General features: G+C 43.1%; 26 protein-coding genes. 15 read left to right on the forward strand and 11 right to left on the reverse strand.

Going from position 1 to position 26,075, the window contains the following annotated elements; genetic code table 11:
• Positions 1–2: 2 nt before the first annotated feature.
• The 3 genes from moaA to mqnP all read right to left on the reverse strand — a co-directional run bounded on the left by moaA (position 3) and on the right by mqnP (position 2,289).
• The gene (moaA, locus tag OFO12_RS02010; RefSeq protein WP_270869271.1) at positions 3–968 is read right to left on the reverse strand and encodes a GTP 3',8-cyclase MoaA; all 966 of its coding nucleotides are present in this window, start codon (positions 966–968) and stop codon (positions 3–5) included.
• Between the two features lie 82 nt (positions 969–1,050).
• Entirely contained in the window at positions 1,051–1,410 is a 360-nt protein-coding gene (locus tag OFO12_RS02015; protein WP_270864803.1) for a hypothetical protein, read from the reverse strand.
• Between the two features lie 9 nt (positions 1,411–1,419).
• The gene (mqnP, locus tag OFO12_RS02020) at positions 1,420–2,289 is read right to left on the reverse strand and encodes a menaquinone biosynthesis prenyltransferase MqnP (RefSeq protein WP_270869272.1); all 870 of its coding nucleotides are present in this window, start codon (positions 2,287–2,289) and stop codon (positions 1,420–1,422) included.
• 127 nt (positions 2,290–2,416) lie between these two features.
• On the opposite strand from mqnP, the gene miaA reads away from it, so the two are divergent.
• Positions 2,417–3,295 (forward strand): tRNA (adenosine(37)-N6)-dimethylallyltransferase MiaA, encoded by an 879-nt coding sequence (miaA, locus tag OFO12_RS02025; RefSeq protein ID WP_270869402.1) that lies wholly within the window; start codon positions 2,417–2,419, stop codon positions 3,293–3,295.
• 574 nt (positions 3,296–3,869) lie between these two features.
• On the opposite strand, the gene OFO12_RS02030 is transcribed toward miaA, so the two are convergent.
• Positions 3,870–5,432 carry an inorganic phosphate transporter gene (locus tag OFO12_RS02030; protein ID WP_270869273.1) on the reverse strand — a complete coding sequence of 521 codons (1,563 nt, stop codon included), beginning with the start codon at positions 5,430–5,432 and terminating at the stop codon, positions 3,870–3,872.
• Positions 5,433–5,639: 207 nt separating this feature from the next.
• On the opposite strand from OFO12_RS02030, the gene OFO12_RS02035 reads away from it, so the two are divergent.
• Genes OFO12_RS02035 through nuoN form a run of 14 tightly spaced genes read left to right on the forward strand, consistent with a single transcriptional unit; the run spans position 5,640 to position 19,114 of the window.
• Complete coding sequence (locus OFO12_RS02035; RefSeq protein WP_270864801.1) at positions 5,640–6,029, forward strand: NAD(P)H-quinone oxidoreductase subunit 3; 390 nt, start codon at positions 5,640–5,642, stop codon at positions 6,027–6,029.
• Positions 6,011–6,520, forward strand: coding sequence for a NuoB/complex I 20 kDa subunit family protein (locus tag OFO12_RS02040; RefSeq protein ID WP_270869274.1), 510 nt, complete (start codon positions 6,011–6,013; stop codon positions 6,518–6,520). Before OFO12_RS02035 ends, OFO12_RS02040 begins: the two co-directional genes overlap by 19 nt.
• The gene (locus OFO12_RS02045) at positions 6,520–7,317 is read left to right on the forward strand and encodes an NADH-quinone oxidoreductase subunit C (RefSeq protein ID WP_270869275.1); all 798 of its coding nucleotides are present in this window, start codon (positions 6,520–6,522) and stop codon (positions 7,315–7,317) included. Before OFO12_RS02040 ends, OFO12_RS02045 begins: the two co-directional genes overlap by 1 nt.
• Positions 7,317–8,543 carry an NADH dehydrogenase (quinone) subunit D gene (gene nuoD / locus OFO12_RS02050; RefSeq protein WP_270869276.1) on the forward strand — a complete coding sequence of 409 codons (1,227 nt, stop codon included), beginning with the start codon at positions 7,317–7,319 and terminating at the stop codon, positions 8,541–8,543. The genes OFO12_RS02045 and nuoD overlap by 1 nt, the downstream gene beginning before the upstream one ends.
• Positions 8,540–8,770: an NADH-ubiquinone oxidoreductase subunit E family protein gene (locus OFO12_RS02055; protein WP_270858441.1), complete on the forward strand. Its 231-nt coding sequence runs from the start codon at positions 8,540–8,542 to the stop codon at positions 8,768–8,770. The genes nuoD and OFO12_RS02055 overlap by 4 nt, the downstream gene beginning before the upstream one ends.
• On the forward strand, positions 8,767–9,474 hold the full coding sequence (locus OFO12_RS02060) for a hypothetical protein (protein WP_270869277.1): 708 nt from the start codon (positions 8,767–8,769) through the stop codon (positions 9,472–9,474). The genes OFO12_RS02055 and OFO12_RS02060 overlap by 4 nt, the downstream gene beginning before the upstream one ends.
• Positions 9,474–11,810 carry an NADH-quinone oxidoreductase subunit G gene (locus tag OFO12_RS02065; RefSeq protein WP_270869278.1) on the forward strand — a complete coding sequence of 779 codons (2,337 nt, stop codon included), beginning with the start codon at positions 9,474–9,476 and terminating at the stop codon, positions 11,808–11,810. The genes OFO12_RS02060 and OFO12_RS02065 overlap by 1 nt, the downstream gene beginning before the upstream one ends.
• On the forward strand, positions 11,803–12,798 hold the full coding sequence (gene nuoH, locus OFO12_RS02070) for an NADH-quinone oxidoreductase subunit NuoH (RefSeq protein WP_270869279.1): 996 nt from the start codon (positions 11,803–11,805) through the stop codon (positions 12,796–12,798). The genes OFO12_RS02065 and nuoH overlap by 8 nt, the downstream gene beginning before the upstream one ends.
• 8 nt (positions 12,799–12,806) lie before the next feature.
• A complete protein-coding gene (gene nuoI / locus OFO12_RS02075; protein WP_270869280.1) occupies positions 12,807–13,418 on the forward strand; it encodes an NADH-quinone oxidoreductase subunit NuoI in 612 nt (203 codons plus the stop codon).
• On the forward strand, positions 13,415–13,954 hold the full coding sequence (locus OFO12_RS02080; protein WP_270869281.1) for an NADH-quinone oxidoreductase subunit J: 540 nt from the start codon (positions 13,415–13,417) through the stop codon (positions 13,952–13,954). Before nuoI ends, OFO12_RS02080 begins: the two co-directional genes overlap by 4 nt.
• Entirely contained in the window at positions 13,951–14,271 is a 321-nt protein-coding gene (gene nuoK, locus OFO12_RS02085) for an NADH-quinone oxidoreductase subunit NuoK (protein ID WP_270858447.1), read from the forward strand. The genes OFO12_RS02080 and nuoK overlap by 4 nt, the downstream gene beginning before the upstream one ends.
• A complete protein-coding gene (gene nuoL, locus OFO12_RS02090) occupies positions 14,264–16,111 on the forward strand; it encodes an NADH-quinone oxidoreductase subunit L (protein ID WP_270869282.1) in 1,848 nt (615 codons plus the stop codon). Before nuoK ends, nuoL begins: the two co-directional genes overlap by 8 nt.
• 8 nt (positions 16,112–16,119) lie before the next feature.
• Complete coding sequence (locus OFO12_RS02095) at positions 16,120–17,643, forward strand: NADH-quinone oxidoreductase subunit M (protein WP_270869283.1); 1,524 nt, start codon at positions 16,120–16,122, stop codon at positions 17,641–17,643.
• On the forward strand, positions 17,633–19,114 hold the full coding sequence (gene nuoN / locus OFO12_RS02100; protein ID WP_270869284.1) for an NADH-quinone oxidoreductase subunit NuoN: 1,482 nt from the start codon (positions 17,633–17,635) through the stop codon (positions 19,112–19,114). The genes OFO12_RS02095 and nuoN overlap by 11 nt, the downstream gene beginning before the upstream one ends.
• Before the next feature lie 56 nt (positions 19,115–19,170).
• Here the strand turns inward: nuoN and OFO12_RS02105 are convergent, their stop codons facing one another.
• From OFO12_RS02105 to OFO12_RS02135, 7 genes are all read right to left on the reverse strand, one after another.
• Positions 19,171–20,385, reverse strand: coding sequence for a saccharopine dehydrogenase family protein (locus tag OFO12_RS02105; RefSeq protein WP_270869285.1), 1,215 nt, complete (start codon positions 20,383–20,385; stop codon positions 19,171–19,173).
• A 52-nt stretch (positions 20,386–20,437) separates the two neighbouring features.
• Positions 20,438–21,070 (reverse strand): LysE/ArgO family amino acid transporter, encoded by a 633-nt coding sequence (locus OFO12_RS02110; protein WP_270858452.1) that lies wholly within the window; start codon positions 21,068–21,070, stop codon positions 20,438–20,440.
• On the reverse strand, positions 21,067–21,570 hold the full coding sequence (locus OFO12_RS02115; RefSeq protein WP_270858453.1) for a hypothetical protein: 504 nt from the start codon (positions 21,568–21,570) through the stop codon (positions 21,067–21,069). Before OFO12_RS02115 ends, OFO12_RS02110 begins: the two co-directional genes overlap by 4 nt.
• 2 nt (positions 21,571–21,572) lie before the next feature.
• Entirely contained in the window at positions 21,573–22,184 is a 612-nt protein-coding gene (locus OFO12_RS02120) for a hypothetical protein (protein ID WP_270869286.1), read from the reverse strand.
• A gap of 94 nt (positions 22,185–22,278) precedes the next feature.
• The gene (gene fdh3B, locus OFO12_RS02125) at positions 22,279–22,833 is read right to left on the reverse strand and encodes a formate dehydrogenase FDH3 subunit beta (RefSeq protein ID WP_270862929.1); all 555 of its coding nucleotides are present in this window, start codon (positions 22,831–22,833) and stop codon (positions 22,279–22,281) included.
• 10 nt (positions 22,834–22,843) lie between these two features.
• Positions 22,844–25,765, reverse strand: coding sequence for a formate dehydrogenase subunit alpha (locus OFO12_RS02130; protein WP_270869287.1), 2,922 nt, complete (start codon positions 25,763–25,765; stop codon positions 22,844–22,846).
• 9 nt (positions 25,766–25,774) lie between these two features.
• Complete coding sequence (locus tag OFO12_RS02135; RefSeq protein ID WP_270864785.1) at positions 25,775–25,978, reverse strand: twin-arginine translocation signal domain-containing protein; 204 nt, start codon at positions 25,976–25,978, stop codon at positions 25,775–25,777.
• Positions 25,979–26,075: the final 97 nt, after the last annotated feature.

Genomic DNA, 26,075 nt, shown 5'->3' on the forward strand with positions numbered 1-26,075 from the left:
TCTCAACCACCGGTTTGATAAAATGCACGGCTTGAAATTTCGTTTTGAGCGCCGATTTCCCAGCGATTTTTTTCTGGTTTGTTTTCTAAGACCTGCGCTAAAATTTCGCTAGCTTTTGCGATGTTGCCGGCGCGCACAGCCTCTTTTATGCTTAGGGCGTCCTCGAAATACAAACACGGTATCAAATGCCCCTCTGCGCTCAGTCTTAGCCTATTGCAACTAGCGCAAAAATCGTGTTTGTGCGGATCAATTATGCCAAAAGTGTAGCCGTCATCTAACGCATAAAGCGAAGCTGGGGAGGTGGCTTGCTTTTGAAGTGGTAAAATTTGGTATTTTTCGCCGATGATTTTTAAAATTTCATTTGATTTCACACCTTTTAAATTTTGCGCGTGAGTGTTTTCCATAAACTCTATAAAGCGAATTTGCACCCCTTTTTCTCTGGCAAATTCGATTAAATGGCAAATTTCATCATCGTTAATCCCGCGCAAAACGACGGTGTTTAATTTGACTTTCAGCCCCACTTCCAGTGCCGCTTCAAGCCCTTCTAAGACATTGTATAAAACGCCCTTTTGAGCGACGTATTTGGCGCGCTCTGGGCGAAGTGAGTCAAGCGACATATTTATGCGTTTTAGTCCAGCCTCAGCTAAATCTTTGGCGTAATTTTTGAGATAATATCCGTTTGTGGTAAGGGCTAAATCAATGCCGGGCGCATAATCGCTTATCATTTTGACAAATTTTGCGATATCGCGCCTGATTAGTGGCTCGCCGCCTGTGATACGGATCTTTTCTATGCCTTTATCGATTGCAACCTTGACGAAGCTAAACATCTCCTCAAAACTCAAAAGATTTTCCCTAGGCACCCACTCAAATGGGGTGTTTGGCATGCAGTAACGGCACCTGAAATTACACTTTTGGGTAACTGAAATTCGCAAATAATTAATATTTCTACCAAATTTGTCGATTAGCATTATAAACCTTAAATTTCTAAAATTCAGCGATTATATATAAATAAAATTCTTTTTGCAAAATTTTATTTTTATATTGATTGGTTTATTTTTTCACGCTTACAAGTAGCTCTTTTAACTGCTCTAAAAGCGGGCGGATTTGCGCCTCGACCCTAGTATCGACCAAAGATGAAACCCCGCTTAGTCTTTGCTCGATCACCTCATCGATGACATCAGCGACTGCGTTGATATCTAGGCTGGCTACGCCATTGCCTCCATTTTCAACCATAGCGTGAAGCTCTTCGAGCTTTTTCTTTAACATATAGTTTTCTTGCATGCTATCGGTGATGACCTGATCGAAGCGTTCGAATTTTTTATCTGTCTGTTTGTCCTTGATAAACATAACGATTAAAATCAAAACTATAACTACACAAAGTCCCAAAATAATAAGCATATTTAAATCCACTTTATCTCCTTAAAACAAACTTATCCAAACAAATATAAAGAATATAATACCCAAATATCCGTTTAAAGTAAAAAACGCTCTATCGATTTTGCTAAAATCTTTCTCGACGATTTTATGCTCTTTGTATAAAATCAGCGCACACACAGCCACGCCGATATAGGCAAATGTGCCTAAATTTGCCAGCGCGCAGTATAAAAACCAAAAAATCACACAAATTGCATGAAAAAGCTTCGAAATAAACATCGAAGCCTCTTTGCCATAACGCGACGGTATGCTAAATAGCCCATTTTGCCTGTCATACTCCATATCTTGGAGCGAGTAGAGCACATCAAATCCCCCTACCCAAAACACCACGCCCAGGCACAGCACCACAGACCAAATCGAAATCGCGCCTGCTACTGCGATATTTCCGGCAATCGGCGCAAGGCCTAGGCAAAGACCTAGCATTAAATGCGCAGTTTCGCTAAATCGCTTGAAATACGAATACGAGCCAAGCGCGAGCAAAATCGGCACGCTAAGCCCAAAGGCAAGGCTATTGATAAAATAGGCTACAACCACGAAAATCACGGCATTTACCGCGATGAAAGCTAGCATATTTTTGCGACCTATGCGCCCATCGACACTAGGTCTTGAAGCGCAACGAGGGTTGTTTCGGTCGATTTCTTCGTCCAAATAGCGATTTACGGCCATTGCGAAGCTTCTAGCACTCACGGCGCACAAAATACCCAAAACAAAAAGTCCAAAACCAAACCACATTGAGCCGTTTTGCGCCTTTGAGGCTGTTATCATCGCCACGAAAATAAACGGCAGGGCAAAAACCGAGTGTTTGAAAACTATTAATTCGTTGATATCTTTTAAAATTTGTTTAAATTTTTCCATAAATTCCCTTATTTCGGGCGGTATTTTAGCAAAAATTTGGCAAAAAATCTATTTATAATTAAATTTTTCTATCTTAAATTTGCTAAAATTAGCCCCAAAATTTAATTAAAGGCAAAATTTGAGCGAAATTTTACAACTTGCACTCATCGGCACGACAGCCAGCGGAAAGACGGATTTAGCGCACAAAATCGCCCTAAAAACGGGCGCTGTGATTTTAAGCCTCGACGCACTTTGTGTCTATAAGCTAATCGACATCGCTAGCGCAAAACCTAGCCCTGATGAACTAGCGCAGGTGCCGTATTTTGGGATAAATTTGATAGAACCAAACGAATATTTTAGCGTGGGCGAGTTTATCAAAGAATACGAAAAAGCGCGCGAATTTGCCGCGCAATCGCGAATTCCACTCATCATCACAGGCGGAAGCGGATTTTACCTAAAATCCATGCTCTCAGGCCTTGCGCCTAAAATCCCAGACGCCGAAATTTTCCCGCAAAATAGCGAAATTTTCGCGCTTGCGCAAAAAATTGATAGTGAGTTTTGCGCCAAATTTAGCGCATTTGATACATTTAGACTGCGCAAATGGTATAGCATTTATCTCGCTACTGGCGAAATTCCAAGCGAATTTTTGCGCAAAAATACTGCCCAGCCCGTGATAAAAAATCTCAAAATTTTTGAAATTTTGCGCGAAAAGGACGAAATCAACGAGCGAATCGCACTTCGAACCAAAAAAATGTTTGAAGCGGGGATTTTAGATGAGGCGAAATTTTTGTTTGAGCGATATGGATATGAGTGCAAATCCCTATCCTGCGTGGGTTTGAAAGAGTGTGGAGAGTATTTGCGGGGCGAGATTTCAAGGGCTAGTTGCGAGGAGCTCATCACAATCCACACGCGCCAGCTCGCCAAACGCCAGCGCACATTTAACAAATCGCAGTTTGAGGGCAAAATACACGCCCCAAGCGAAATTTTAGAGAGAGAAATTTTAGAATTTTTGGGTAAAAACGGCTAAATTTAGCACCAAATCTGTCGTTGTAAAAAATGTGGCGTAAGCTATGAGTGTAAAATTTAAAGTCAGAGTTTTGATAAAAATTTATAGAATTTTAAAATTCTGCAATTTTAGCACAAGAAATTTTGAAGTCGTAGATTGCCACGCGAGCAAAGCTCGCTCGCAATGACACTGGCAAGCAAATTTTGCATAATTTGTCATTACGAGAAATGCGAAGCATTTCAGTTAAATAAAACCAGCTAAATTTTAAAAAGCAACGCTTTTTAAAATTTAGCCACCTTAAAAGCGTCGTCGGGGGTTGGGGGATTGTAAGGGGGAAGGGGCGCGACCTCGCAATTCAAGCCCCCTTCCCCCTTACGAGAAAAGCAAAATTTTGCCTAAATTTTAAAAAAAATCGTTCAATGCTAAATTTAGGTTGAATTTTTAATTTGAATTTTCTGGATTGCTTCGAATTTGCTACGCAAATTCTCGCAATGACAGAGAGTTTAGCGTTTTGGTGGTTTTTGCTCGTAGATTGCCACGGCAACTGCGTCGCCTCGCAATGACAAATCATGCGCCATTGCGAGAAATGCAAATCTTAAATCACATGCCTTAAAACTATAAACATCACCGCGGCTAAAAACGATGAGGCAGGAAGTGTGATAATCCACGCTAGCCCTATTGGCTTCATCAAAGACCAGTTTGTGTTGCCATTGACCACGCCGATTCCCAAAATCGCGCCGATTAGCACATGCGTCGATGAAATCGGAAGCCCTAACACAGAGGCTACCATGACTACGATTGCGCTAGCTAGCTCCGCGCTAAATCCAGAGGCAGGGTGTATCTCGGTCAGATTCGTCCCCACGGTAGCGATTACCTCTTTTCCTACAAACCAAAGCCCTACGATAAGCGCTACGGCGAACATTACCATGATTTGTGGCGGCACAGGGCTATCGCCGTTAATCGAACCGCTCGCAAGCGTATCAAGTATCGCAGCAAACGGCCCTACGGCGTTTGCGATATCGTTCGAGCCGTGCGAAAAGGCAAATCCGCACGCTGTTAAGACCTGCAACCAGCTAAACATCAAAAATGTCGATTTATGCAGATCGGACCTGCGCAAAGTCTTGGCGAAAATAAACATCAAAAGCCAAGTTACCACCGTGACCATGCCGATAATTAGGTAGTTGTGAATATCGCTCAATCCTAAGTCTAAATTTTGAAGTCCTTTAAAAATCAGCATTGATGAGATTACAAACGCCCCAATCCCTGCCACGGCTGGAATTCCAAATTCTAGCGCTCTATGCGATTTTAAGCCCTCTTTTTTCCTATCCAAATTTACGATTTTTTTATAATAATCGCTATCTAGCTCGCTCGGATCAAAATCAGGGTCTTTCATAGCGTAGATATCGTGATTGACAGCCTCTGCGTAGGCGATTTTTTGGATATCATCGAGCGTTTCAAATGTTTTTTTGTGTAGTTTGCGGAGTGCCTTTTTTTCGCGTTTTATGCGGTCAATGCGAATTTGCGCGTATTTGTTATAATCCAAAATATAGTGCTTAATCAGCCAAAACACCCCATACGAAATCAGCCCTCCAAGAAGCGGAGATAGCACCCACGAGCTGGCGATTTTGCCGATTTTGCCCCATTGGACTAAACCTAGGGCTGAAATTTCAGGATTATTCATCAAAAATCCAAGCGTTACGCCAGAACCCACGATTCCGCCTACAATTGCGTGCGTAGTCGAAACCGGAAGTCCGTGCTTGCTAGCGAAAAGCAGCCACGCTCCAGCCGCAAAAAGCGCGCTCATCATAATATAAATAAAATCGCTCGGGTGTATGTGAGAACCGCCAAAATCAATAATCCCGCTTCTAATCGACGCCGTAACCTCGCCACCAGCGATGATTGCGCCACTTGCTTCAAACACAGCCGCGATACAAAGAGCCTGCGTGATAGTCAGCGTCCCGCTTCCCACGCTTGTGCCAAAGCTATTTGCCACATCGTTTCCGCCGATGTTAAACGCCATGAAAACGCCCAAAAATACGGAGATTACGAAGATTAGTTTATTAGCATTTCCTATAAATCCAAAACCCCAAATAAAAAAATAAATCAGTGCGCCAAGAGTTATGCCGATTAAAAGGAGGTTGATTTTTTGTGTTTTCAAAATTTATCCCCAAAAATTTAAAAATAACCTTTCAATTCTACCCTTTATCCATTTAAAAAAAACTAAAAAACGGGGGCAAAATTTATATTGACATTTTTTATCTTTTTTCTTAAATTTTTATGAAAAAGCTTATTTAAAACGCAAAGTAAGATTTTATAAATCATAAAATGATAAAATTAAGCCAAATTTTCAAATTTAAGGTAAAAAATGTCAAGACTTCCAAACGATTCGTCATATTTAGGCATTTTTATTATGTTTATTTTGGCGTTTTGCGTGTTTTCACTCACCGTGAAATTAAGCTCGATTATCAGTAAAAAACTCGCCAATCGCAATGATGAGAGATTGAAAAATGATTTTTACGAAGCAGGCCCAGAGGCCGTAAAACAGCCAAATTCGATAAATTCACACTTTTACATAGTCGCGGTTTTGTTTATACTTTTTGATGTTGAGATTATCTTTATGTTTCCATGGGCTGTGAATTTCAAACTCTTAGGCGCGTTTGGGTTTGCCGAGATGATTTTATTCATCGCATTGCTTGGCGTGGGATTTGTTTATGCGTGGAAAAAAGGAGCGCTTTCATGGCAGAGCACAAAATAGACTACACCAAAGAAAATGGCCTTCCTATCTTGCTTACCACTGCCGATAAGCTGATAAATTGGGGCAGGTCAAATTCGCTGTGGGCTATGACCTATGGGCTAGCGTGTTGCGCGATAGAGATGATGGCCGCAGGTGCTGGCAGGTATGATTTCGACAGGTTTGGGACGATTTTTCGCGCCTCAGCCAAACAAGCCGATGTGATGATAATAGCAGGCACGCTTACGAAAAAACACGCAGAATTCACCCGCAGACTATATGACGCGATGCCTGAGCCAAAATGGGTGATTTCAATGGGTTCTTGCGCCAATACAGGCGGTATGTTTAACACATACGCCACGGTTCAGGGCTGCGATAGAGTGGTGCCTGTGGATATCTATCTGCCGGGCTGTGCGCCCAGACCAGAGACATTGCAGTTTGCGCTGATGATTTTGCAGAAAAAAATCCGCCGCGAAAGAGCATGTAGAACGCAAAAACCAAAAAGGCTGATTTGATGAGAAAATACACACCAAAGGGCGATAAAAGCGCGAAAAACTACTACAACGATAGATTTTTCGTCCCCAAAAAAAGTGAAAAATTTGACCCGAAAAATTCCAAATTTAGCGATGATTTTGAAAATTTATCAAATTTAGCCAAATTTGAAATTTTAAACGCTTATGTCGAATTCGACACTCTTGTAATTTACACACAAAAAGATGAAATTTTGCCAGCGCTTCAAGCATGCAAAGAGCTAGGATATGAAATTTTATGCGAGCTAAGCGGGGTTGATTTCATAGCCAAAAGTGGCGGAATCGAGGTTTTTTATCAGCTACTTGACATACACAGAACCCGCCGTATGAGAGCAAAATGCTTCGTAAAAATCGGCGAGTATCTGCCAAGCGCGACAGGTATTTTTAAAAGCGCGAACTGGGCGGAGCGTGAATTATACGATATGATGGGGGTATGGATTGCGGGCCACCCAAATTTGGGGCGAATTTTAATGCCAAATGACTGGTTTGGCCACCCACTTTTAAAATCATATCCACTCCAAGGCGATGAATTTGCCAAATGGTATGAGGTGGATAAAATTTTCGGGCGCGAAAAGCGAGAATTAATCGGCGAGGAAAACCGCGATTCGGCTATGGTTGATGACAAAGATACATTTAATTTCTCGCGCATAAACCACGAGACCCCTTACGGCGAGGCTAGACCGAGCAAAGCTAGCGCGCAAGAATACCAAGAAGCTGGCGGAGTGCGCTTCATCAAAAAGGCCAAACGCGGCGCACACAAAATCATAACAGAGAGAAAATAATGCAAAAACCGACCAAACTTAGACCATTTTTTGAAAATACCGAATTTACACGCGTTGGAGGCAATATGATACTAAATTTCGGCCCCCAACACCCTAGCGCGCATGGTCAGCTAAAATTAGTCTTAGAACTCGACGGCGAGCTAATCGTGCGCGCGCGCCCAGAGGTTGGCTTCATGCACCGAGGCGTGGAAAAAATGGCAGAAAATATGATTTATAGCGAGTTTGTGCCAGTAACTGATCGCATGGATTATATCGCAGCAAGCGCGAATAACTACGGATTTTGCGCTACTGTGGAGAAGTTGTGCGGTATCGAGGTGCCACGCAGAGCGCAGATTATTCGCACGATTTTATTAGAGCTAAATCGCATTAGCTCTCACCTGCTTTTTTTGGGCACGCACGCCCTAGATATCGGGGCTATGAGCGTGTTTTTATACTGCTTTCGCTCGCGCGAGCATGTATTGGATTTGATAGAAAAATACTGCGGCGCAAGGCTAACGCACAACAGCATAAAAATCGGTGGCGTTTTTGTGGATTTGCCTGAGCTTTGGTGCGAGGAAATGCTTAGCTTTTGCGATGATTTCCCAAATGATATTAAAGAATTTGAAGATTTGCTAGATAATAATAGAATTTGGCTTTTGCGCACCCAAGATGTCGGTGTAATCTCCAAAGAAGACGCCCTAAATTTGGGCTGTTCTGGCGTCATGCTAAGGGCTAGCGGGCATAAATGGGATATCAGAAAAGAGGAGCCTTATCTCATCTACGATGAGCTAGACTTCGATGTGCCTTACGCGAACGCTGGGGATTGCTACGCTAGGTATAAATGCTATATCGCCGAAATGAAGGAAAGTCTTAAAATTTTGCGCCAGTGTGCAGGGCTGTATAAAAGCTCACCAGCTGGAATTTTAGCCGATAATCCGGAATTTGTAAGCCCTAGCAAAGAGCAGATTATGACGCAAAACTATTCGCTCATGCAACATTTTGTCCTAATTACGCAAGGGTTAAAACCCCCTGCTGGCGAGATTTATCACGCTACGGAGACCCCAAAGGGCGAGCTTGGATACTACATTTACTCCACAGGGGATTCGCGCCCGTATCGGCTCAAAGTGCGCACGCCTAGCTTTTGGCACTGCGCGCTGTATGAGGAGATACTGCCAGGCCACTACCTAGCCGACGCAGCTGCGATAATCGGTAGTTCAAACATACTTCTTGGCGAGGTGGATCGATGAAACGATACGATTTGCGCCATTTAAGGGGAAATTTCCTAAACCGCATGGGGGAAATTTTAAAAAACTCTGCCCCAAACGAGACTATGATTTTTATCTTTGAAATGGGCGAATTCGACCAAATCAAAGCCAGTGCAAACCTCGTGGAAGGGCTAAATTCGACACTTTTAAACTCACTTAGATACAACCAAGCTGACTGGATGATAGTCGCTAGAAAAGGAAAAAAATGAAAATACTAAATTGCGCTTCGTTGCTAAGATTGCAAGCACCAAATTTATGGGAAAAATTTAAAGATGATGAAATTTTAACCCTTTCTGCCCTGCAAGATGAGGGCTATGAAAATTTAATCAAATGCGAAATCGGCGCACAGGGCTATGTTTTGGCGCTTTTGTGTATAAATTTGCCAAATTTGGACGCCACGCAAAAGGCGTTTTTTGAGGATTTAGATGATGCGTTTATGAGTGCAGAGAGCAATGTCGGAGACGAGGAAATCGAGGTTTTGAGCGAATTTTTGAGTGGTTGCGAAATCCTCATTATAGATGACGCTCTTATCGACACTCACAGCGACAAAGAAAATATCCAAACATTTTTATCGCTTTTGCAAGATGAGTATAAATTTAAAATTTTGCGCCTAAATGGCGAGGAATTTTGCCCACAAAAGCAAAATTTGAGCGAGCTAAAAGAGCTTGAAAACTTCGACGGTGCCGTGGTTTTCAAACACAGCCTCGACGATAAATTCGTCGGTGGGGCGTATTTTAGCATGGTCGCAAAGATCAAAGACGGCGATATGTGCGAGATAAGCACGCCAAATTTTAGCGTAAAACGCAAATTTGAATTAGACGCAAATTTAAAAGGCACGGTCGCAAGACTTGGTTTTGGGGGAGAAAATTTCAGTGGCTATGACTACGAAATAGCCAAAATAAGCAGGGTTTAATGACAAAAATTACAATCGACGGGCAAATTTGCGAATTTAGCGAAGGGCAGAGCATTTTAGAAATCGCGCGCGAAAACGGGATTTATATCCCAACTCTATGCTACCTGCATGGCGCGTCGCCCACGCTAGCGTGCAGGCTGTGTATGGTCGAGGCCGATGAAAAAGTAGTATATAGCTGTAACGCCAAGGCAAAAGAGGGCATGAGCGTGATCACAAACTCGCCAAATTTAAGCAAAGAGCGCAACGCCATAATGCAGGTTTATTGTATAAATCACCCGTTAGAATGCGGTGTATGCGATAAAAGTGGCGAGTGCGAATTGCAAAACCTAACCCAGCAAATGCGCGTTAGCACTCAATCCTTCGCCGTAGTTGATAGCGCGAAAAAAATCGAGGATTGGGGGTTTTTGAGCTACGATCCTAGCCTTTGCATTGTATGCGAACGCTGCATAAAAACCGCCAAAGATCGCCTTGGATTTGAGGCTTTTAAACTAGTAGCGCGTGAGGGTGAGCCACTAAGTCCAAATTTAAAAGATAGCATGCCAAAAGACGCCTACGCCGTGCTAAATAAAATGCAAAAAAGCCTAATCGCGCGCGTTAGCGATGATGATGATTGCGTAAATTACGGCGAGTGCGCGGCTGCGTGCCCTACTGGCGCACTAAGCGTGAGTGCCTTTAAATACAGCTCAAATGCTTGGGAGCTTCGCAAAATACCAGCCTCCAACCCGCACACGAGCGATTGCGAACTGCTTTTTTACGAGGTAAAACGCAAATCCATAAGAGATGGGGGCGAGAAAATTTACAGAGTTACTAGCGATATAAATTTTGCCCCTCTTCACGCTGGGGCGCGCTTTGGCTGGGATTTTTCGAACGAAAATGCAGTTAAAAATGAAGTCAAATTTAATGAAATTGTAGAAAAAATAAAAACTGGCGCGATAAAAAATATCAAATTTAACAGCTTCATAACAAACGAAGAAGCGCGAATTTTAGAGCTTTTGCGCGAAAAATTTGACCTAAATTTGATAAACTTCGAAGCCAAAAGATATCAAGATTTTTTGCGAAATTTTAGCGAATATAGCGGTATGAAATTATACAGCGGGAGCGAACAAGCCGTGCGAAATAGCGATTTTATCGTGTGTGCGGGCAGTTTTTTACGCTCGGACGCGCCAAATTTGGCTTACGCGCTAAATAACGCCCTAAAAGTGCGAAAATCGCGCGCTCTGTATTTTCACGCCGTGCGTGATAGCGGGCTAGACGCATTTGGCAAAAATCTCATTTCATGCCAGCACAAGGCGGGTTTGGAAGCGCAAATTCTGCTATGGATTTTGCAAAATTTTGGCGCGCAAATGCCAGAGTGGCTGGATAAAAAACTGGGCGCAAATTTTGAAATTTCAGGCGAAAATAAAGTTTCAAATTTCGCAAAAAACCTAAATTTAGACGAAAACGCCCTCCGCGAAATTTGCCAAAACGCCCAAAATCCCGCCCTAATCATCGGCGAGGATTTTATCAAACATCCGCGCGCTGGCACCCTTGCGAAATTGCTTGGGCTTATCGAGCGATACACGAATTTTAGCGTCTTAATCATACCGCCTCGCACAAATAGCCTTGGCGTGGCGCTAATCTGCAACCTTAGTAAGAAGGTAGCTGGCGAGATTTTAGGATACAACGAGGACGGCGATTTTAAATTTGGTGTGATTGAAGCAGATCTCGATGCGCCTAGCCTAGTGCAACAAGAGGGCACATTTACCAACTACGACAAGCGCGTAGTGCCGACAAATGCGGCATTGGCATACGACGGATACGAGCTAAACGATATCGCAAATGCCCTTGGCATTAATGCCACTTTTGCGATTTCATACACGCCAAATTTGGGCGAGTATTTTGAAAAAATCAAATTTGATGATTTAGAGAATTTTTACGACAACTGCGGGGAAAATCACCGCGGATACACTCTGCAAAACCGCCAAATTTCGCCAAATGCTGATAAATTTGACATCTTTGTTTCAGATGAGATTTGCGCTAAAAACGGCGAAATTTTAATATATGAAGCAAACCCGCTTCACCACTTTAACGCATTTACTGGCATTAGCGCAGGTCTTGGCGAAAGTGGCGCGATATTTATGCACCCGCAAATCGCGCAAGAGCTGAATTTAGCTCTAAATGATATGGTAAAAATCGAGTGCGATGGCGAAAAAATCGTAATTAAAGTCAAATTTGATGATAAATTTCACGGGATTTATCTAGGATATTTTGACGCAAAAATCTCTACGCAAAATATTTTTGTAAATTCGCGCTACAAAGCCGTAAAAATCGAAAAAATCGGAGGCAATAATGAGTGAGTTTGCCCTAAATTTCGCATTTACCTTTGCCAAATGTCTAATCATCATCGCTCTAATCGCCACAATGGCGGGCTTTGCGACATATATCGAGCGCAAGGTCATCGCCTATATGCAGCGCCGATTAGGTCCTGCTATCGTGGGGCCTGCTGGCGTGCTTCAAGTCGTAGCCGATATGATTAAACTAATCACCAAAGAAGATACGATTCCAACGCATGCAAATAAGTTTCTTTATAAAATTTCGCCGATTATCTCAGCGGCAGCTGCGCTTGTAGCTATTAGCGTGGTGCCACTTTTGCCTGAATTTAGCCTTTTTGGGCACACTATTCGCCCGATTATCGCTGATATAAATGTCGCGCTTTTGTTTTTGCTTGGGGCTAGTGCTGCTGGCATTTATGGGCTAGTGATCGGAGGTTTGGCAAGCTATAATAAATACGGCCTAATCGGCTCATTTCGCGCATTTTTGCAACTAATTAGCTTTGAGGTTATTAATGCTTTAAGCTTAATTCCGATTATTATGATTGTGGGCTCACTCTCGCTAATTGATATCGTAAATACCCAAAGTGGCGGAATTGAGAAGTGGTTCGTGTGGAAAGAGCCGGTATGCTTCGCGCTATTTTTAATCGCTTCGTTTGTGGAGTGTAACCGCACGCCACTTTGCCTTACTGAGAACGAAACCGAGCTTTTAGCAGGGGCTAGCACAGCGTATTCTGGGCTAAGGGGCGGTATGTTTTTCATCGGCGAATACGCCAATATGATAACCTACTCTATCGTAATCTCGCTCATATTTTTTGGCGGATACAATAGCTTTTGGTTTATTCCTGGCTGGGTGATGATAGCCCTTAAAGCGGGCTTTTTCTTCTTTTTGTTTTTATGGAGTAGAGCAGCATTTCCGCACCTGCGCCCAGACCAGCTAATGGCGCTTTGTTGGAAGGTTTGCATGCCACTAGCGCTACTTAGTATTTTAATCACCGGCATTGTGATTTTATAGGAAAGATTATGGGAATTTACAAAGAAATCGACAAACGAAAACCGCTTTTAAATAACAAAGATAAATTTAGAGAATTTTTAATTCGCACATTTAGGGGCGAGCTTTTTGTGGGGCTTTGGGTCGTGCTTCGCCAAATGCTTGCCCGTGGCAATACACACACTCTAATCTATCCGCAAGAAAAATTTGATTTGGGATTAAGGTATCGTGGCGTGCATAGGCTAATGAGACTACTAGAAAGCGGAAATGAGCGTTGCATTGGCTGTGGGCTGTGTGAAAAAATCTGCGTCTCAAACTGTATCGCCATGCAAACTAGCCTTGGAAGCGACGGACGCAAAAAGGTCGAAAACTACTCCATAAATTTAGGCAGGTGCGTGTATTGCGGGCTGTGCGCTGATGTCTGCCCAGAAATCGCAATCGTCCATGGTAGCGAATACGAGCTAGCAAGCGAACAGCGGGCGTATTATGGGTTTAAAGAGGATTTTTTAAGCAGGGGCGAGGATTTGTGCTTGGTAGAATCAAATAAAGAATTTGAGGGCTATGGAAGCTTGGACGCGAACGCAGGAGCGCGCGTGAAGCGCACGCCTACTGCGTATTTTAGCGATGAAAAGGAGAGCTTATGATAGAGGCTTTTGCGTTTTATTTTTTCGCAATCCTTACCTTGGGGCTTTTTAGCGTGAGCGTGTTTTCGCGAAATTTGCTTTATGCTATGAGCGCGCTAGCTGGTGGCATGATATTTTTGAGCGGATTTTTCTTTTTGCTCGGGGCTGAATTTTTAGGCGTAGTGCAAATCATAGTCTATACGGGCGCTGTAATGGTGCTGTATGGATTTTCGCTTATGTTTTTTGACGCTAGCAAAAATGTTAAAGAGAGCACAAAACATGCCAAAATTTTCTACACCTTAGCCGTTTTTATCGCGCTTTTGCTAGTGCTAATCATCTCAGGTGCGCTCATCGCAAATGACGCGCCAAGCCTAAAAATCCCAAATAGCGACAATATCCAAGCTATCGGAACTCTGCTTTTTACGAAATATTTGCTGATTTTCGAGGTGGTCGCCATAATGCTACTTGTGGCGATGATTTGCGCTATCGTGCTAACTCACAAGCAAATGGATATTTGCCAAAGCTACGAAGAGAGCGCGATAAAGGAGGAAGCATGAGCCTAAATCACTATTTAATCGTGGCAAGTCTTATGTTTGTTTTGGGGCTTGTGGGGGTTATGAAAAGACAAAATTTAATAATGCTATTTTTCTCAACCGAAATTTTGCTAAATTCGGCAAATTTAGCCCTTGTGGCAATCGCTAAATTTCACCAAAATTTAAATGGCGAAATTTTCGCCCTTTTTATCATCGCAATCGCTGCTAGCGAGATTGCCGTGGGGTTAGCGCTTTTGATTTTGTGGTATAAAAAAACAGGCAGTATCGAAATAGATAGTTTTGTAAATTTTAAAATTCCACGCGGAGAAAAAAATGCTTGATACTATGTTTTTTTGGCTATTAATCGCACTTTTTGCCCCGCTAGTTTCGGCGATTTTCGCTGGGATTTTTATCAAATTTAGGGATAAATTATTCGTGGGTATCATCTGCTCGTGCCTAATAGTGCTTGGCACAATCGCTTCGCTGTGGCTAGTGGAATTTGTCCTGCAAAACGGCGGTATGGACATTGCGCTAGCAAATTTCATAAGCGCGGGCGAACTAAACATAAAATACGGCGTGATGATCGACGCTCTTAGCACGATTATGGCGATTACCGTGGGGATTGTAAGCTCCGTGGTGCATATTTATTCGATTTATTATATGCAAAAAGACCCGGGATTTGCCAAATTTTTCGCTTACCTTGGGCTTTTTGTCTTTTCAATGCTAGTTTTAGTGCTAAGCGACAACTTCATCGGGCTTTTTATCGGCTGGGAGGGCGTGGGGCTTTGCTCGTGGCTACTAATCGGCTTTTGGCACGATAAGGATAATAATGCCTGGTGCGCGAACGAAGCCTTTATCATGAACCGCGTAGCCGACCTTGCCATGCTACTTGGAATTTTTGCGATTTATCTAAATTTCGGCTCATTTGCCTATGATGATGTCCTAGCAAACGCTAGCAGTGCCGATAGGGGCGCGCTTGCACTGATTGCAGCCTTGCTTTTCATCGGCGCCATGGGCAAAAGCGCGCAGTTTCCATTTCACACATGGCTAGCTGACGCTATGGCAGGACCGACGCCAGTTTCTGCGCTAATCCACGCTGCGACTATGGTTACGGCTGGCGTTTATTTGGTGATTAGGGCAAATTCTATCTTTGCGCTCGCCCCTGATGTGGCGCAAGCTATCACCTATCTTGGGGCATTTGTGGCGATTTTTGCCGCCTCAATGGCGTGCGTGCATAATGATCTTAAAAAAATCATAGCCTACTCTACGCTCTCACAACTTGGCTATATGTTCGTAGCAGCAGGGCTTGGGGCGTATGCTATCGCGCTTTTTCACCTTGTAACTCACGCGTTTTTTAAATCGCTTCTTTTCCTTGGGGCTGGAAATGTAATGCACGCTATGGCGGGCAAACTAAATATCCAAAAAATGGGCGCGCTGGCCAAATTTATGAAACCTAGCCTTGCGCTTATGAGTATCGGTTCGCTAGCACTTTGCGGATTTTATCCATTTTCTGGCTTTTTCTCAAAGGATAAAATTTTAGAAACTGCCTTTGCTAGCGGGGCGCACTTTATCTGGGCGGTTTTGTTTTTTGGCGCGATTTTGACTACATTTTATAGTTTTAGGCTTTTAATGTTTGTCTTTTTTGGCGAGAAAAAATACGACCACCACCCGCACGAGGCGAAGTCTTATGCTCTGCTTGCAATGAGCGTTTTGGCAGTTTTGGCGATAATTTGCGGCTTTTTCGCGGCTGAGTTTTACGGCTTTGTGGGCTATGTCTTGCCAAGCTTTCATAATGAAATTTCGCACAACACCGAAATTTTGCTAATCGCCTTAACGCTAGGTGCTATTAGCCTTGTGGCAATCGCTACAATTTTTGCATATAAAAACGCAAAATTTAGCCCAAATTTGAGAAATTCTAAAATTTACAAAATTTTAAGTGCGCAGTATTTCATACCGCAATTTTACGACATTTTCATAGTAGGAAGCTATAAAATCATAAGCCAAATTTGCGCCAAAATAGATAGCGCGATCATTGATAGCATTGTAGATTTAATCGCCAAAGTGCTACTAAAAATGGGCTTTGCGCTCCAAGGCGCAAACGACGGGACAAATTTGAGCGCAAATTTGAGATTGATGATTTTTGGCTTTTTTGCGCTTTTGGTTTTAGTATTTTTGATTTAAGGTAGATTATGGAGCATTTTTTAAGTTTAATTATATTTTTCCCGGCCGTTGCTGGGGCGCTTGGGGTTTTTATCGATGAGAGGAGCATAAAAACTTATGCTGTGATGATGAGCCTGATAGAATTTGCGCTTTCGCTCTTTTTGCTGGCTTTTTACGAGGGCGGGACCTCGTTTAGCACCTCGGCTAGCATAATTAGCGCGTATGGGATAAGCTATTTTATCGGCGTAGATGGGATTAGCCTATTTTTGGTGATTTTAAGCACGCTAATGACATTTTTAGCCCTAATTAGCCTAAGCATAAGGGAGAGGGTTAAAAATTTAATCATCTCGGTTTTGTTTTTAGAAATGACGATGATTGGGGTTTTTGTCGCGCTTGATGCGATATTATTTTATATATTTTGGGAGCTTTCACTTATCCCAATGCTCTATATCATCGGCGCGTGGGGAAGCGGGCGCAGGATTTATGCTGGGGTGAAATTTTTTATCTACACATTTTTTGGCTCTATGTTTTTGCTCGTGGGGCTAATCGCAATGGCGTATTTATACTACAAATCCACGGGCGAGTTTAGCTTTAATCTCATTGCGTGGCAGGGGCTAAATTTGCCAATAAATGCGCAAAATTTGCTATTTTTGGCTTTTGGGATCGCATTTGCCATAAAAACACCAATGTTTCCATTTCACACTTGGCTACCTTACGCGCACGGACAAGCCCCTACAATCGGCTCTGTTTTGCTAGCGGCTGTTTTGCTAAAAATGGGAACTTACGGCTTCGTGCGATTTTCGTTGCCACTTTTCCCTGATGCGTGCGTGCATTTTGCCCCTTTAATGTGCGTTTTAGCGGTAATTATGGTGATTTATACCAGCTTCATCGCATTTGCGCAAAAAGACATAAAACAAGTCGTCGCTTACAGCTCAGTTGCCCACATGGGCGTGATAATACTAGGCATTTTCTCGCTTGGAAGCGAGGGTGTTAGCGGGGCGATATTTTTGATGATTAGCCATGGAATCACCTCTGGCGGGCTTTTTATGCTTGTGGGATTTATCTATGATAGACGCCACACAAAGCTACTAAGCGAGTTTGGCGGACTTGCCAAAATTATGCCAGTTTATGCGTTTTGCTTTGGCGTGGTTTTATTTAGCGGGATTGGACTTCCGCTTACGATTGGATTTGTGGGCGAGTTTTTAAGCCTGCTTGGCATTTATAAAATCAGCTTTTGCTATACGCTTTTTGGCGGATTTGGTATAGTTATGGGGGCGATTTATAGCTTAAATTTATACAAAAAAACATTTTTTGGCAAAATTTGCGTCGAACAAAACAGAAGCTTAAAAGATTTGAAATTTAGTGAAATTTCGAGCATTGTTCCGATTTGTGTTTTGTGCATTTTTCTAGGTGTCGCGCCAAATTTTATGCTTAACCGCATTTCGCCAAGTGTGAGCGAAAATATCGCTCTCATGGCGCACAACGCCCAAAATTTAGCCACCAAAAACTATATAGAAAAAGCAAATTTCAAGGCGGTGATAAATGCAAAATAGTCTTTTAAATTTAGCCGTAATCGTGCCAATGGCGATTTTGTGCGTATTTGCGCTACTGATTTTAGCACTTTGCCTTTTTGGGCGCAAATTACCCCAAAACTTCTACGCCATAATCACACTTTTAGCCCTTATTTTGGACTTTGGCTTCGTTTTTGGATACAGCGGCGGCGCAAGAGGCTTTTTCGATATTATGCTAGTTGATAATCTAGCAATTCTTGCAACCCTCATAATTTTGGGTTGTAGCGTGTTTTATATCTGGCTATCTTTGGGCGCAAAAAGCGCGCACGAATACAGCGTGGCGGAGTTTTTCGCCATTTTTCTTTTTATGATTTTAGGGTATGAATTTATGGTATCAAGCGAAAATTTAATGATGATTTTCGTTGGATTAGAGACCTCATCGCTGGCACTTTATACACTCATTGCCATGCACAACCGCGCGCGCTCTGCTGAGGCTGCGCTCAAATACTTCGTAATGGGCGCGCTGGGTTCAGCGTTTTACGCATTTGGCGCGGCGCTATTTTTCTTAATCACAGGCTCGTTTGAAATTTCGCAAATCGCTATGATTGCGCAAAATTCAGGCCTTAGCACGAGCGCGGCTCTGTTTGGCGCAAGTGCATTTATGATAGCTTCTATCGGCTTCAAGCTATCGTTTATCCCATTTCACGCATGGATTATGGACGCTTACGAGGGCGCTAGCTCAGCCCTTAGTGGCTTTATGTCCGTCGCGCCTAAAATCGCGGCCTTCATTGTGGCCATTAGACTTTTTGAAGCATTGCAAAACATAGGCGTAGCGTGGCTTAACTCGGTTTTATACGCAATCGCCGTGCTTACAATGAGCGTAGCAAATGTCATGGCACTAGTCCAGCACGATGTCAAACGCATGCTCTCTTACAGCGCGATTAGCCACGCTGGATTTGGGCTTTGTGCCATAGTTATCGGCACGACGGAAGCAAATTTAAGCCTTTTTGTTTATTGGGTTTTATACGCAATGGCGAATTTAGGCGCATTTGCCGTGCTTTGGAGCGCGAGAGAAAAAAGGGATTTGCACGGCGTCGGTAGCGAAATTTGGGCGCGTTTCGAGTATCCATACGAGAAATTTAATGGCCTTATCCACACATTTCCACTGCGCGCGATTGCTCTGGCTATTTTTATGCTTAGCCTCGCTGGGATTCCGCCGTTTGGACTATTTTGGGGCAAATTATATTTGCTTGGCTCTGCTATTAGGGGCGAATTTTACGGCTTGGCTGTGATAATGGCGGTAAATAGCGCGATTGCGCTGTATTATTATCTGCGTTTAATCGTGTGTATGTTTTTGTGCGAAGCGGACTTTCGCTCGGCCAAATTTCGCGCCGCACTGCGCCAAAGTAGCGCGCCGATAAATTTCGCCGTGGCTTTGTGTGCGGTTTTGTGCGCTATAATGCCGTTTCTTGTGGATTTTATAAGTAGTAGTATGGGTAAGGTTTTGCTTTAAATTTTAAAATTTTGGCTCAAATTTGAGCCAAAATTTAGTGTATTTACGGGCAAATTTTACTCTGCCACCCTAGTTTCGTTTGGATTCATTTCGATGATTTCCCATGGTAAGCCTTGGCGATTTAGCTCGTCCATAAATGGTTTGGCATCAAATTCTTCCATATTAAATACGCCTTTTCCGCTCCATTTGCCAGTTGCTATCATCATCGAGCCTATCATCGCAGGCACGCCTGTGGTATAGCTAACAGCCTGTGCGCCAGTCTCTGCGTAGCACTCTTCGTGGTCGCAGACATTGTAGATATAAACTTTGCGTGGCTTTCCGTCTTTGACGCCTTTAATAACGCAGCCGATATTTGTTTTGCCTTTGGTGCGTGGTCCTAAACTTGCCGGGTCAGGCAAAAGCGTCTTTAAAAATTGAATCGGCACGATTTTCACGCCGTTATGCTCGACTTCGTCAATGCGAAGCATACCGACATTTTCTAGGCAACGCATGTGCGTAAGATAACTTTGCCCAAAGGTCATAAAAAAGCGAATTCGCTTTAAGCCTTTGATATTTTTAACCAAACTTTCCATTTCTTCGTGATAAAGCAAATAGCTATCTTTCACGCCGACTTTCGGATAGTCCCATTTCATCATTATTTCAAGCGGTTTTGTGGTGATCCACGAGCCATTTTCCCAGTATCTGCCATTGGCTGAGACTTCACGCAAATTAATTTCTGGGTTAAAATTTGTCGCAAACGCGTATCCGTGGTCTCCTGCGTTGCAATCAAGTATATCAATCTCGTTTATTTCATCAAATAAATTTTGCTGTGCATAAGCGCAAAATACATTTGTAACGCCCGGATCAAATCCGCTTCCAAGAAGTGCGGGAATTCCTGCGTTTTTAAAATCGTCATTTTTCGCCCATTGAAGTTTGTATTCAAAGTGTGCGGTGTCCGGGTGCTCGTAGTTTGCGGTATCGATATATGGGATTCCCGCTTTCAAACAAGCGTCCATTAGTGTGAGATCCTGATACGGCAAAGCCACATTTAAAAGCAAATCCGCTCCGATTTCTTTGGCGAATTTTGCCACGGCTTCGCTATCATCAGCATCGATTTTAGCCGTTGCGATCTCTACGCCAAGTCGCTCTTTTATAAATTTAGCGATTTCATCGCATTTGCTTTTGGTTCTACTTGCAAGAGTTATTTTGGTAAAAACCCCAGAATTCATCGCGCATTTCACGGTTGCCACACGGCTTACTCCACCTGCTCCGATAATTAAAATATGGCTCATTTTTCTTCCTTTAAACAAAATTTGCAAATTTTATCAAAAACGCACTTAAAAGCTAAATTTTAAACAAAAATTCCGCTATCAAATACGCCATATAGACCATTATCACGCCCACCACGCTATCTATGATCCGCCATGCTTTTTCGTTCGCAAACAGCCCGGCAAGCGCCCTAGCAGCGTATCCTAAGCTAAAAAACCACGCAAATGATACCAAAACCGCCCCGCAAAAAAACCAAATTTTTAGCTCGCTTGGCACGGGTGCTGATGTCGAGCCGATAACGACGATAGTATCTAAATAAACATGCGGATTTAGCACGGTTACAGCTAGGGTCTTTAAAACCACCGGAAGTAGTGAGGCGTTTTTGGCGTTTTTGATTTTGGCGAAGTGCGAGCCTTTGTATGCGCTACGAAATGAGGCTAGCGCGTAACTTAGCAAAAACAAAATTCCACTCACACCCAAAATCAGTGTCAAAAGCTCGTTTTTAGCGAAACTCTCGCCCACGACAAAGACGCCAAAGCCCGTAAAAACGATATCAAGCAGGGTGCAAAGCGCGCAAACGACGAAAATATAGCTTTTGGCTAGGCCTTGCGAGATGACAAAGATATTTTGTGCGCCAATCGCCACAATCATCGATAGCATGAGCCCAGCCCCGCGCAAAAATGCGCTGGTGATGGCTGGGTCTATCATTTGCGTTTGCCGTGTTTTTTAGAATTTGCGCTAGGCTCTTCGGGTTCGTTTTCAAAGCCCATTTTAGCGCGCAAAATTTTATTTATTTCATAGATTGAGGTTTCGTAGATATCGGGCATCGTAGCCTCTTTATCAGTATAGAAATGCAAGAAATTATAAGTATCGTCCAAATCCAGAGCGCGCTTGAATTCGAAATTTAAAAGCTTAACCTGCTTTTTGCCAGCGGTGAAAGTTTTGACATTGATATTTTTAATATCGGCGAATTTAAACTCACACTCGCGCTCGTTTATGACGATTTTTAGGGCATCGTCGGTGATTTCGATATGTTTTTTGCTAAACATTTTTTTCAGACAAAACAGCGCACTCACAGCACAAGTCGCCGACATAAAAAGCGCAATCCCGCCATATCCGATATGATACAAATATCCGCCACAAACTGCCAAAATAAGGGCAGCGACTAAGGTTGCTCTAACTGGTTTTTTATTTTCGTTTATTATCATTTTTACCTACTTAAAATTTGTTTTATATGTTCGTAAATTTTATAATTAAATGCGTCGATTGCGCGCGATTTTGACAAATTTGAGCTACTATTTTGATAGGTCAAATTCGTAGTATAATCCTGCCAAGCTTTGCCCTCTTTCACGCTGATTAGCAAGCCAACCTGCGCGTCATAGAGCCTTTCAGAGACATCATCATACCATGGATCATAAAACATCGGAAATCCCATACCTACGCCCCAGTGGCTGTGTCTATGACCTCTGCCACCACCAAAACCAAAGCCAAAACTAAACCTAGGCCTTGCATAATAATCCCCACCAACGCTTAGCAAGCGAAAATAATTTATATTTCCGCCCACCTTAATCGTGGCGTCTTTTTCGTTTTTTACTACCACAAATCCGTCTTTTACCAGATATTCGCTCACAGCCGAGGTTAAATTTAAATCACTCGTGCTGGTGTTTGTAAAACTCACGCTGATGAATTTTTTCTCTGGCATTTTGGTGATAAAAATCGGCTCGCTCGTGCGCACAATCCCGCTATTTACCGGCGCTTTTGCGCAACCTGTAAAAAACGCAAAAATACAAATCGTAAAAACGCTTAAAATTTTAATTTTCATCAAATTTCTCCGAAAAAATTTCAGAGATTGTAGCAAATTTAGGATTAAGAATTTATAGAATTGAGAAATTTTGGGAGATTTCTCTCCCAAAATTTTATAAATTTGTGCCCCGAGTAAGCACGCGTTTGCGATAAACTTCCGAAACTTTCGTGCTATCGCCGACTAAAAGCGCATTTGTGCAACAAATCGCCGCGCACATTGGCACCTTGCCCTCAGCTATGCGGTTTTGGCCGTATTTGTGAAGCTCGGCACTAGAAAATGTCTCTTCTGGTCCGCCTGCGCACATTGTGCATTTATCCATTGCGCCTTTTATGCCAAAAGCGCCATCTCGTGGGAACTGCGGCGCACCAAATGGACACGCATACAAGCAGTATCCGCAACCGATACATTTATCTTTATCATGCAAGACAATCCCGTCAGCCCTGATATAAAAGCACTGCACTGGACAAACCTGCGCACATGGCGCGTCTGTGCAGTGCTGACATGCGATCGAGCTAGCCACCTCTTTGCCAGGAACACCCTCATTTAGGATTAAAACCTTGCGTCTATTAATGCCCACAGGGACTTCGTGCGCATTAGAGCAGGCTACTTGACAGCCGTAGCATGCGATACATCTTTGAACATCTACATAAAATTTCATTCTTCCCATTATCTACTCCTTACGCTTTTTCCAAACGGCAAAGTCCGGCGTTAAATTCCGAAATTTGCGTATTTATATCAAAGCCGTAATTCGTGATAGTGTTCGAACTCTCACCGATGACATAAGGTTTCGCCCCCTCTGGATAGCGCGAACTTAGATCCACGCCCTGCATAATTCCAGCGAAGTTATATGGAAGCACTATGCGATCTGGCGTAACAGAGTGCGAATATATACATTTGACCTTGATTTTCGTGCCTTGTGGCGAGTGTATCCACATCATCGCCCCGTCAGCTATACCATAATCTGCCGCTAGTTTTGGATTGACATGAGCAAACATCTCTGGCGTGATTGCTGCAAGGTATTTGCTAGTGCGCTCTAACATACCAGCGCCGCTTAAATTTACAAGTCTCATCGAGCTCATAATCGTAGGGAAATCCTTGCTCCAATCCTGCTTTTTCTGCTCGCTGATAAATTTAACCTCGACACGGAAATTTTTAGCCTGATCGTCAAATGTAGGGTATTTTTCCACCAAATCCCAGCGCGGAGAGTGCAACGGCTCTCTGTGTTTAGGGATAGGATCGGCAAACTCCCAAACTTTCGCCCTAGCCCTTGCGTTTCCACAAGGACAAATTCCAAATTCACGCGCTTTTTGGTTGATGATTCCGCTATAATCATCACTCCAACTAGGCCCCATTTTCGCCTTTTCTTCCTCGCTAAGCGTGATTCCTAGCATTTCTTCGATATTATCTTTTAGCAAATGCGCATGTCCGCCAGAAATTTTCGCTCCTGGCAGAGTTATGCCCTCGCCTGCTAGCTGTGAAACGCCGTCATGCTCTAAACCAAAGCGATTTCTAAATCCCATACCGCCCTTTTCATAAGGTTTGCTTAAATCATACAAAATAGGCGTGCCTGGGTGCTTAATGTCCCAGCAAGGCCACGGAAGTCCGAAGTATTCGCCCTCGACTTCGCCACCAATTCCCATTAGCGTATCAGGATCGAAAAATTCCCAGTTTCTTTGGTGGCGTCTTAATCTCTCGGCAGTTCTACCTTGTGCGCCGATACTATGACCGCACCTTGCGATTTCGTTTGTAGCGTCATCTGGCCAGACAAAAGGCTCATTATCGGCTTTTACCTGCTTGATTTCGCCATTTACGACTTCCATTTTCATACCGCGAGTGTATTCATCATAAAAGCCAAATTTTTTGGCGAACATAAACATTACTTCGTGGTCTTCCTTGCTCTCATAGATTGGTTTGATGACCTGAGTGCGCCACTGACCAGTTCTGTTTGTAGCCTGCAAATGCCCCTCTGTCTCAAACTGCGTGCAAGTAGGAAGGACATAAATGCCGTCCTTTCTATCGCTTAAAATCGCAACTTCGTTTAAGAAAGGCTCAGCTACAACTAGCATATCTAGCTTATCAACAGCTTGTTGAATTTTGGTCAAATGCGCCATAGAGGTAATTCCTGTGCCTTGAACCCAAAGCACGCGTAAATTTCCGCTTGAATATGTTTTTTCCTCTTTTAGCACGCCTTGCCACCATTTAGAGAGCGAATAGCCTTTTTCGTTGCGCCAAGTTATCTCTTTCTCGGCGTTTGGATCGACATGGAAATATTCATCAAAATTTGTTCCAGGAACTTTTCCGCCTTGTTTTGGCTCTTTAATGGTCGTAGCAAAGCGTTTGACAAATGTATCAAAATCTACGCCCCAGCCCTTGCAGTAGTGTTTCCACGCCGCATCACCTAATCCATAATACATAGATAAGGTATCAGCCAAACAACCCATATCGGTAGAGCCTTGGACATTATCGTGACCACGAATAATATTCGTTCCACCGCCCGGTTTGCCCATATTTCCTAAAACTAATTGCAAAATCGAAAGAATTCTAGTATTTGAGCTACCCACAGAGTGCTGAGTGATACCAAGTGCCCAAATCAGCGTAGCTGGCTTGGTCGTAGCAAACATTTTTGTAAATTCGAGCAACTCTTCGATCTTACAGCCTGTAACATTTGCCGTCTCTTCTGGCGTCCATTTTTCGGCCTCTGCGCGAATTTCATCAATTGCATAAGATTGATTTGCGATGACATCTTTATCTTCCCAGCCATTTTTGAAAATCAAATGCAACATACCATAGACAAATGCAATATCTGTGCCAGGGCGGATTCTGATATACATATCAGCCTTGGCCGCAGTTCTAGTAAATGCAGGATCTACAACGACGATTTTCGCGCCGTTTCTATCTTTGGCTTGCAATGCGTGTTTCATACCACCAACTGGATTTGCCACGGCTGAATTTGCACCGATGAAAAGTATCATTTTTGAGTTTGCTGCCATATCACCGAAGTGATTTGTCATAGCGCCATAACCCCAAGTATTCGCCACACCGGCGACTGTTGCGCTATGTCAAATTCTAGCAACATGGTCTATATTATTAGAACCCCAAAATGCTGCAAATTTTCTAAAATAAAATGCCTGTTCGTTGCAAAATTTAGCTGAACCTAGAAATTCTACGCTATCTGGACCATCTTCTTTTCGCACTTCTAGCATTTTTGCTGAAATTTCATTAACTGCTTGATCCCAGGTAATGCGCTCCCACTTACCATTAACTTTTTTAAGTGGGTATTTTAAACGCATTTTTGACTTGGTTAAATCGATTTGATCGATTCCCTTACAGCAATGGCTTCCCTGCGAAATCGGGTGATCTACCGCCATGTCTTGGCGAATCCAAGTGTTTGTGCTCTCATCGACCTGTGCGATGATACCGCACCCTGCCGAACAAATCGAGCAAACCGTCTTTTTATAAACCGAATTTGGAAAAGGGTTTTTAATCTCTTGCTCTGTCGCCTCGCGAAGTGTGTCGTTAGCTCCAAACGCACTTACGCTAGCACCGCCCAAAGCAGCGAGTTTTAAAAACGACCTTCTGCCGATCGTATTTTCACTCATAATCTACTCCTAATACGCTACTTTGTAGTATTTTTGCCACGCTTCACTTTCAAAGTAAAGCACCTCTTTTTTTGGTGATTTTCCGCGAACTGTGTTTGGTTGGGGAGTATCTTTATCACCGTTTGCACTAGCCACGCTAGCAGCTATACCTACGGCACCGACGGCGCCGACTTTTAGAGATTTTTTGAGAAAATCTCTGCGTTTGCTTTGCATAATCTCTCCTTTAAAAGGAAATTTTATTTTAATCTTTGTCGTAACGCCTGCTACATATCTTAAAATAGCTGATATTAACGAAAAGTTAATAATAAAG

It is taken from the genome of Campylobacter sp. JMF_04 NA10 (genome assembly GCF_027737655.1).
GTDB lineage: Bacteria > Campylobacterota > Campylobacteria > Campylobacterales > Campylobacteraceae > Campylobacter_B.

Excerpts from the sequence above, each read along its gene's own strand:
- OFO12_RS02095 (WP_270869283.1), top strand. The coding sequence starts at position 16,120 with ATGGAGCATTTTTTAAGTTTAATTATATTTTTCCCGGCCGTTGCTGGG.
- OFO12_RS02120 (WP_270869286.1), bottom strand. The coding sequence starts at position 22,184 with ATGAAAATTAAAATTTTAAGCGTTTTTACGATTTGTATTTTTGCGTTT.
- OFO12_RS02055 (WP_270858441.1), top strand. The coding sequence starts at position 8,540 with ATGAAACGATACGATTTGCGCCATTTAAGGGGAAATTTCCTAAACCGC.
- nuoN (WP_270869284.1), top strand. The coding sequence starts at position 17,633 with ATGCAAAATAGTCTTTTAAATTTAGCCGTAATCGTGCCAATGGCGATT.
- OFO12_RS02110 (WP_270858452.1), bottom strand. The coding sequence starts at position 21,070 with ATGATAGACCCAGCCATCACCAGCGCATTTTTGCGCGGGGCTGGGCTC.
- nuoD (WP_270869276.1), top strand. The coding sequence starts at position 7,317 with ATGCAAAAACCGACCAAACTTAGACCATTTTTTGAAAATACCGAATTT.
- OFO12_RS02060 (WP_270869277.1), top strand. The coding sequence starts at position 8,767 with ATGAAAATACTAAATTGCGCTTCGTTGCTAAGATTGCAAGCACCAAAT.
- moaA (WP_270869271.1), bottom strand. The coding sequence starts at position 968 with ATGCTAATCGACAAATTTGGTAGAAATATTAATTATTTGCGAATTTCA.
- nuoL (WP_270869282.1), top strand. The coding sequence starts at position 14,264 with ATGCTTGATACTATGTTTTTTTGGCTATTAATCGCACTTTTTGCCCCG.
- OFO12_RS02135 (WP_270864785.1), bottom strand. The coding sequence starts at position 25,978 with ATGCAAAGCAAACGCAGAGATTTTCTCAAAAAATCTCTAAAAGTCGGC.
- OFO12_RS02040 (WP_270869274.1), top strand. The coding sequence starts at position 6,011 with ATGGCAGAGCACAAAATAGACTACACCAAAGAAAATGGCCTTCCTATC.
- fdh3B (WP_270862929.1), bottom strand. The coding sequence starts at position 22,833 with ATGGGAAGAATGAAATTTTATGTAGATGTTCAAAGATGTATCGCATGC.
- nuoI (WP_270869280.1), top strand. The coding sequence starts at position 12,807 with ATGGGAATTTACAAAGAAATCGACAAACGAAAACCGCTTTTAAATAAC.
- OFO12_RS02080 (WP_270869281.1), top strand. The coding sequence starts at position 13,415 with ATGATAGAGGCTTTTGCGTTTTATTTTTTCGCAATCCTTACCTTGGGG.
- OFO12_RS02105 (WP_270869285.1), bottom strand. The coding sequence starts at position 20,385 with ATGAGCCATATTTTAATTATCGGAGCAGGTGGAGTAAGCCGTGTGGCA.
- OFO12_RS02035 (WP_270864801.1), top strand. The coding sequence starts at position 5,640 with ATGTCAAGACTTCCAAACGATTCGTCATATTTAGGCATTTTTATTATG.
- OFO12_RS02045 (WP_270869275.1), top strand. The coding sequence starts at position 6,520 with ATGAGAAAATACACACCAAAGGGCGATAAAAGCGCGAAAAACTACTAC.
- OFO12_RS02115 (WP_270858453.1), bottom strand. The coding sequence starts at position 21,570 with ATGATAATAAACGAAAATAAAAAACCAGTTAGAGCAACCTTAGTCGCT.
- nuoK (WP_270858447.1), top strand. The coding sequence starts at position 13,951 with ATGAGCCTAAATCACTATTTAATCGTGGCAAGTCTTATGTTTGTTTTG.
- OFO12_RS02065 (WP_270869278.1), top strand. The coding sequence starts at position 9,474 with ATGACAAAAATTACAATCGACGGGCAAATTTGCGAATTTAGCGAAGGG.
- mqnP (WP_270869272.1), bottom strand. The coding sequence starts at position 2,289 with ATGGAAAAATTTAAACAAATTTTAAAAGATATCAACGAATTAATAGTT.
- nuoH (WP_270869279.1), top strand. The coding sequence starts at position 11,803 with ATGAGTGAGTTTGCCCTAAATTTCGCATTTACCTTTGCCAAATGTCTA.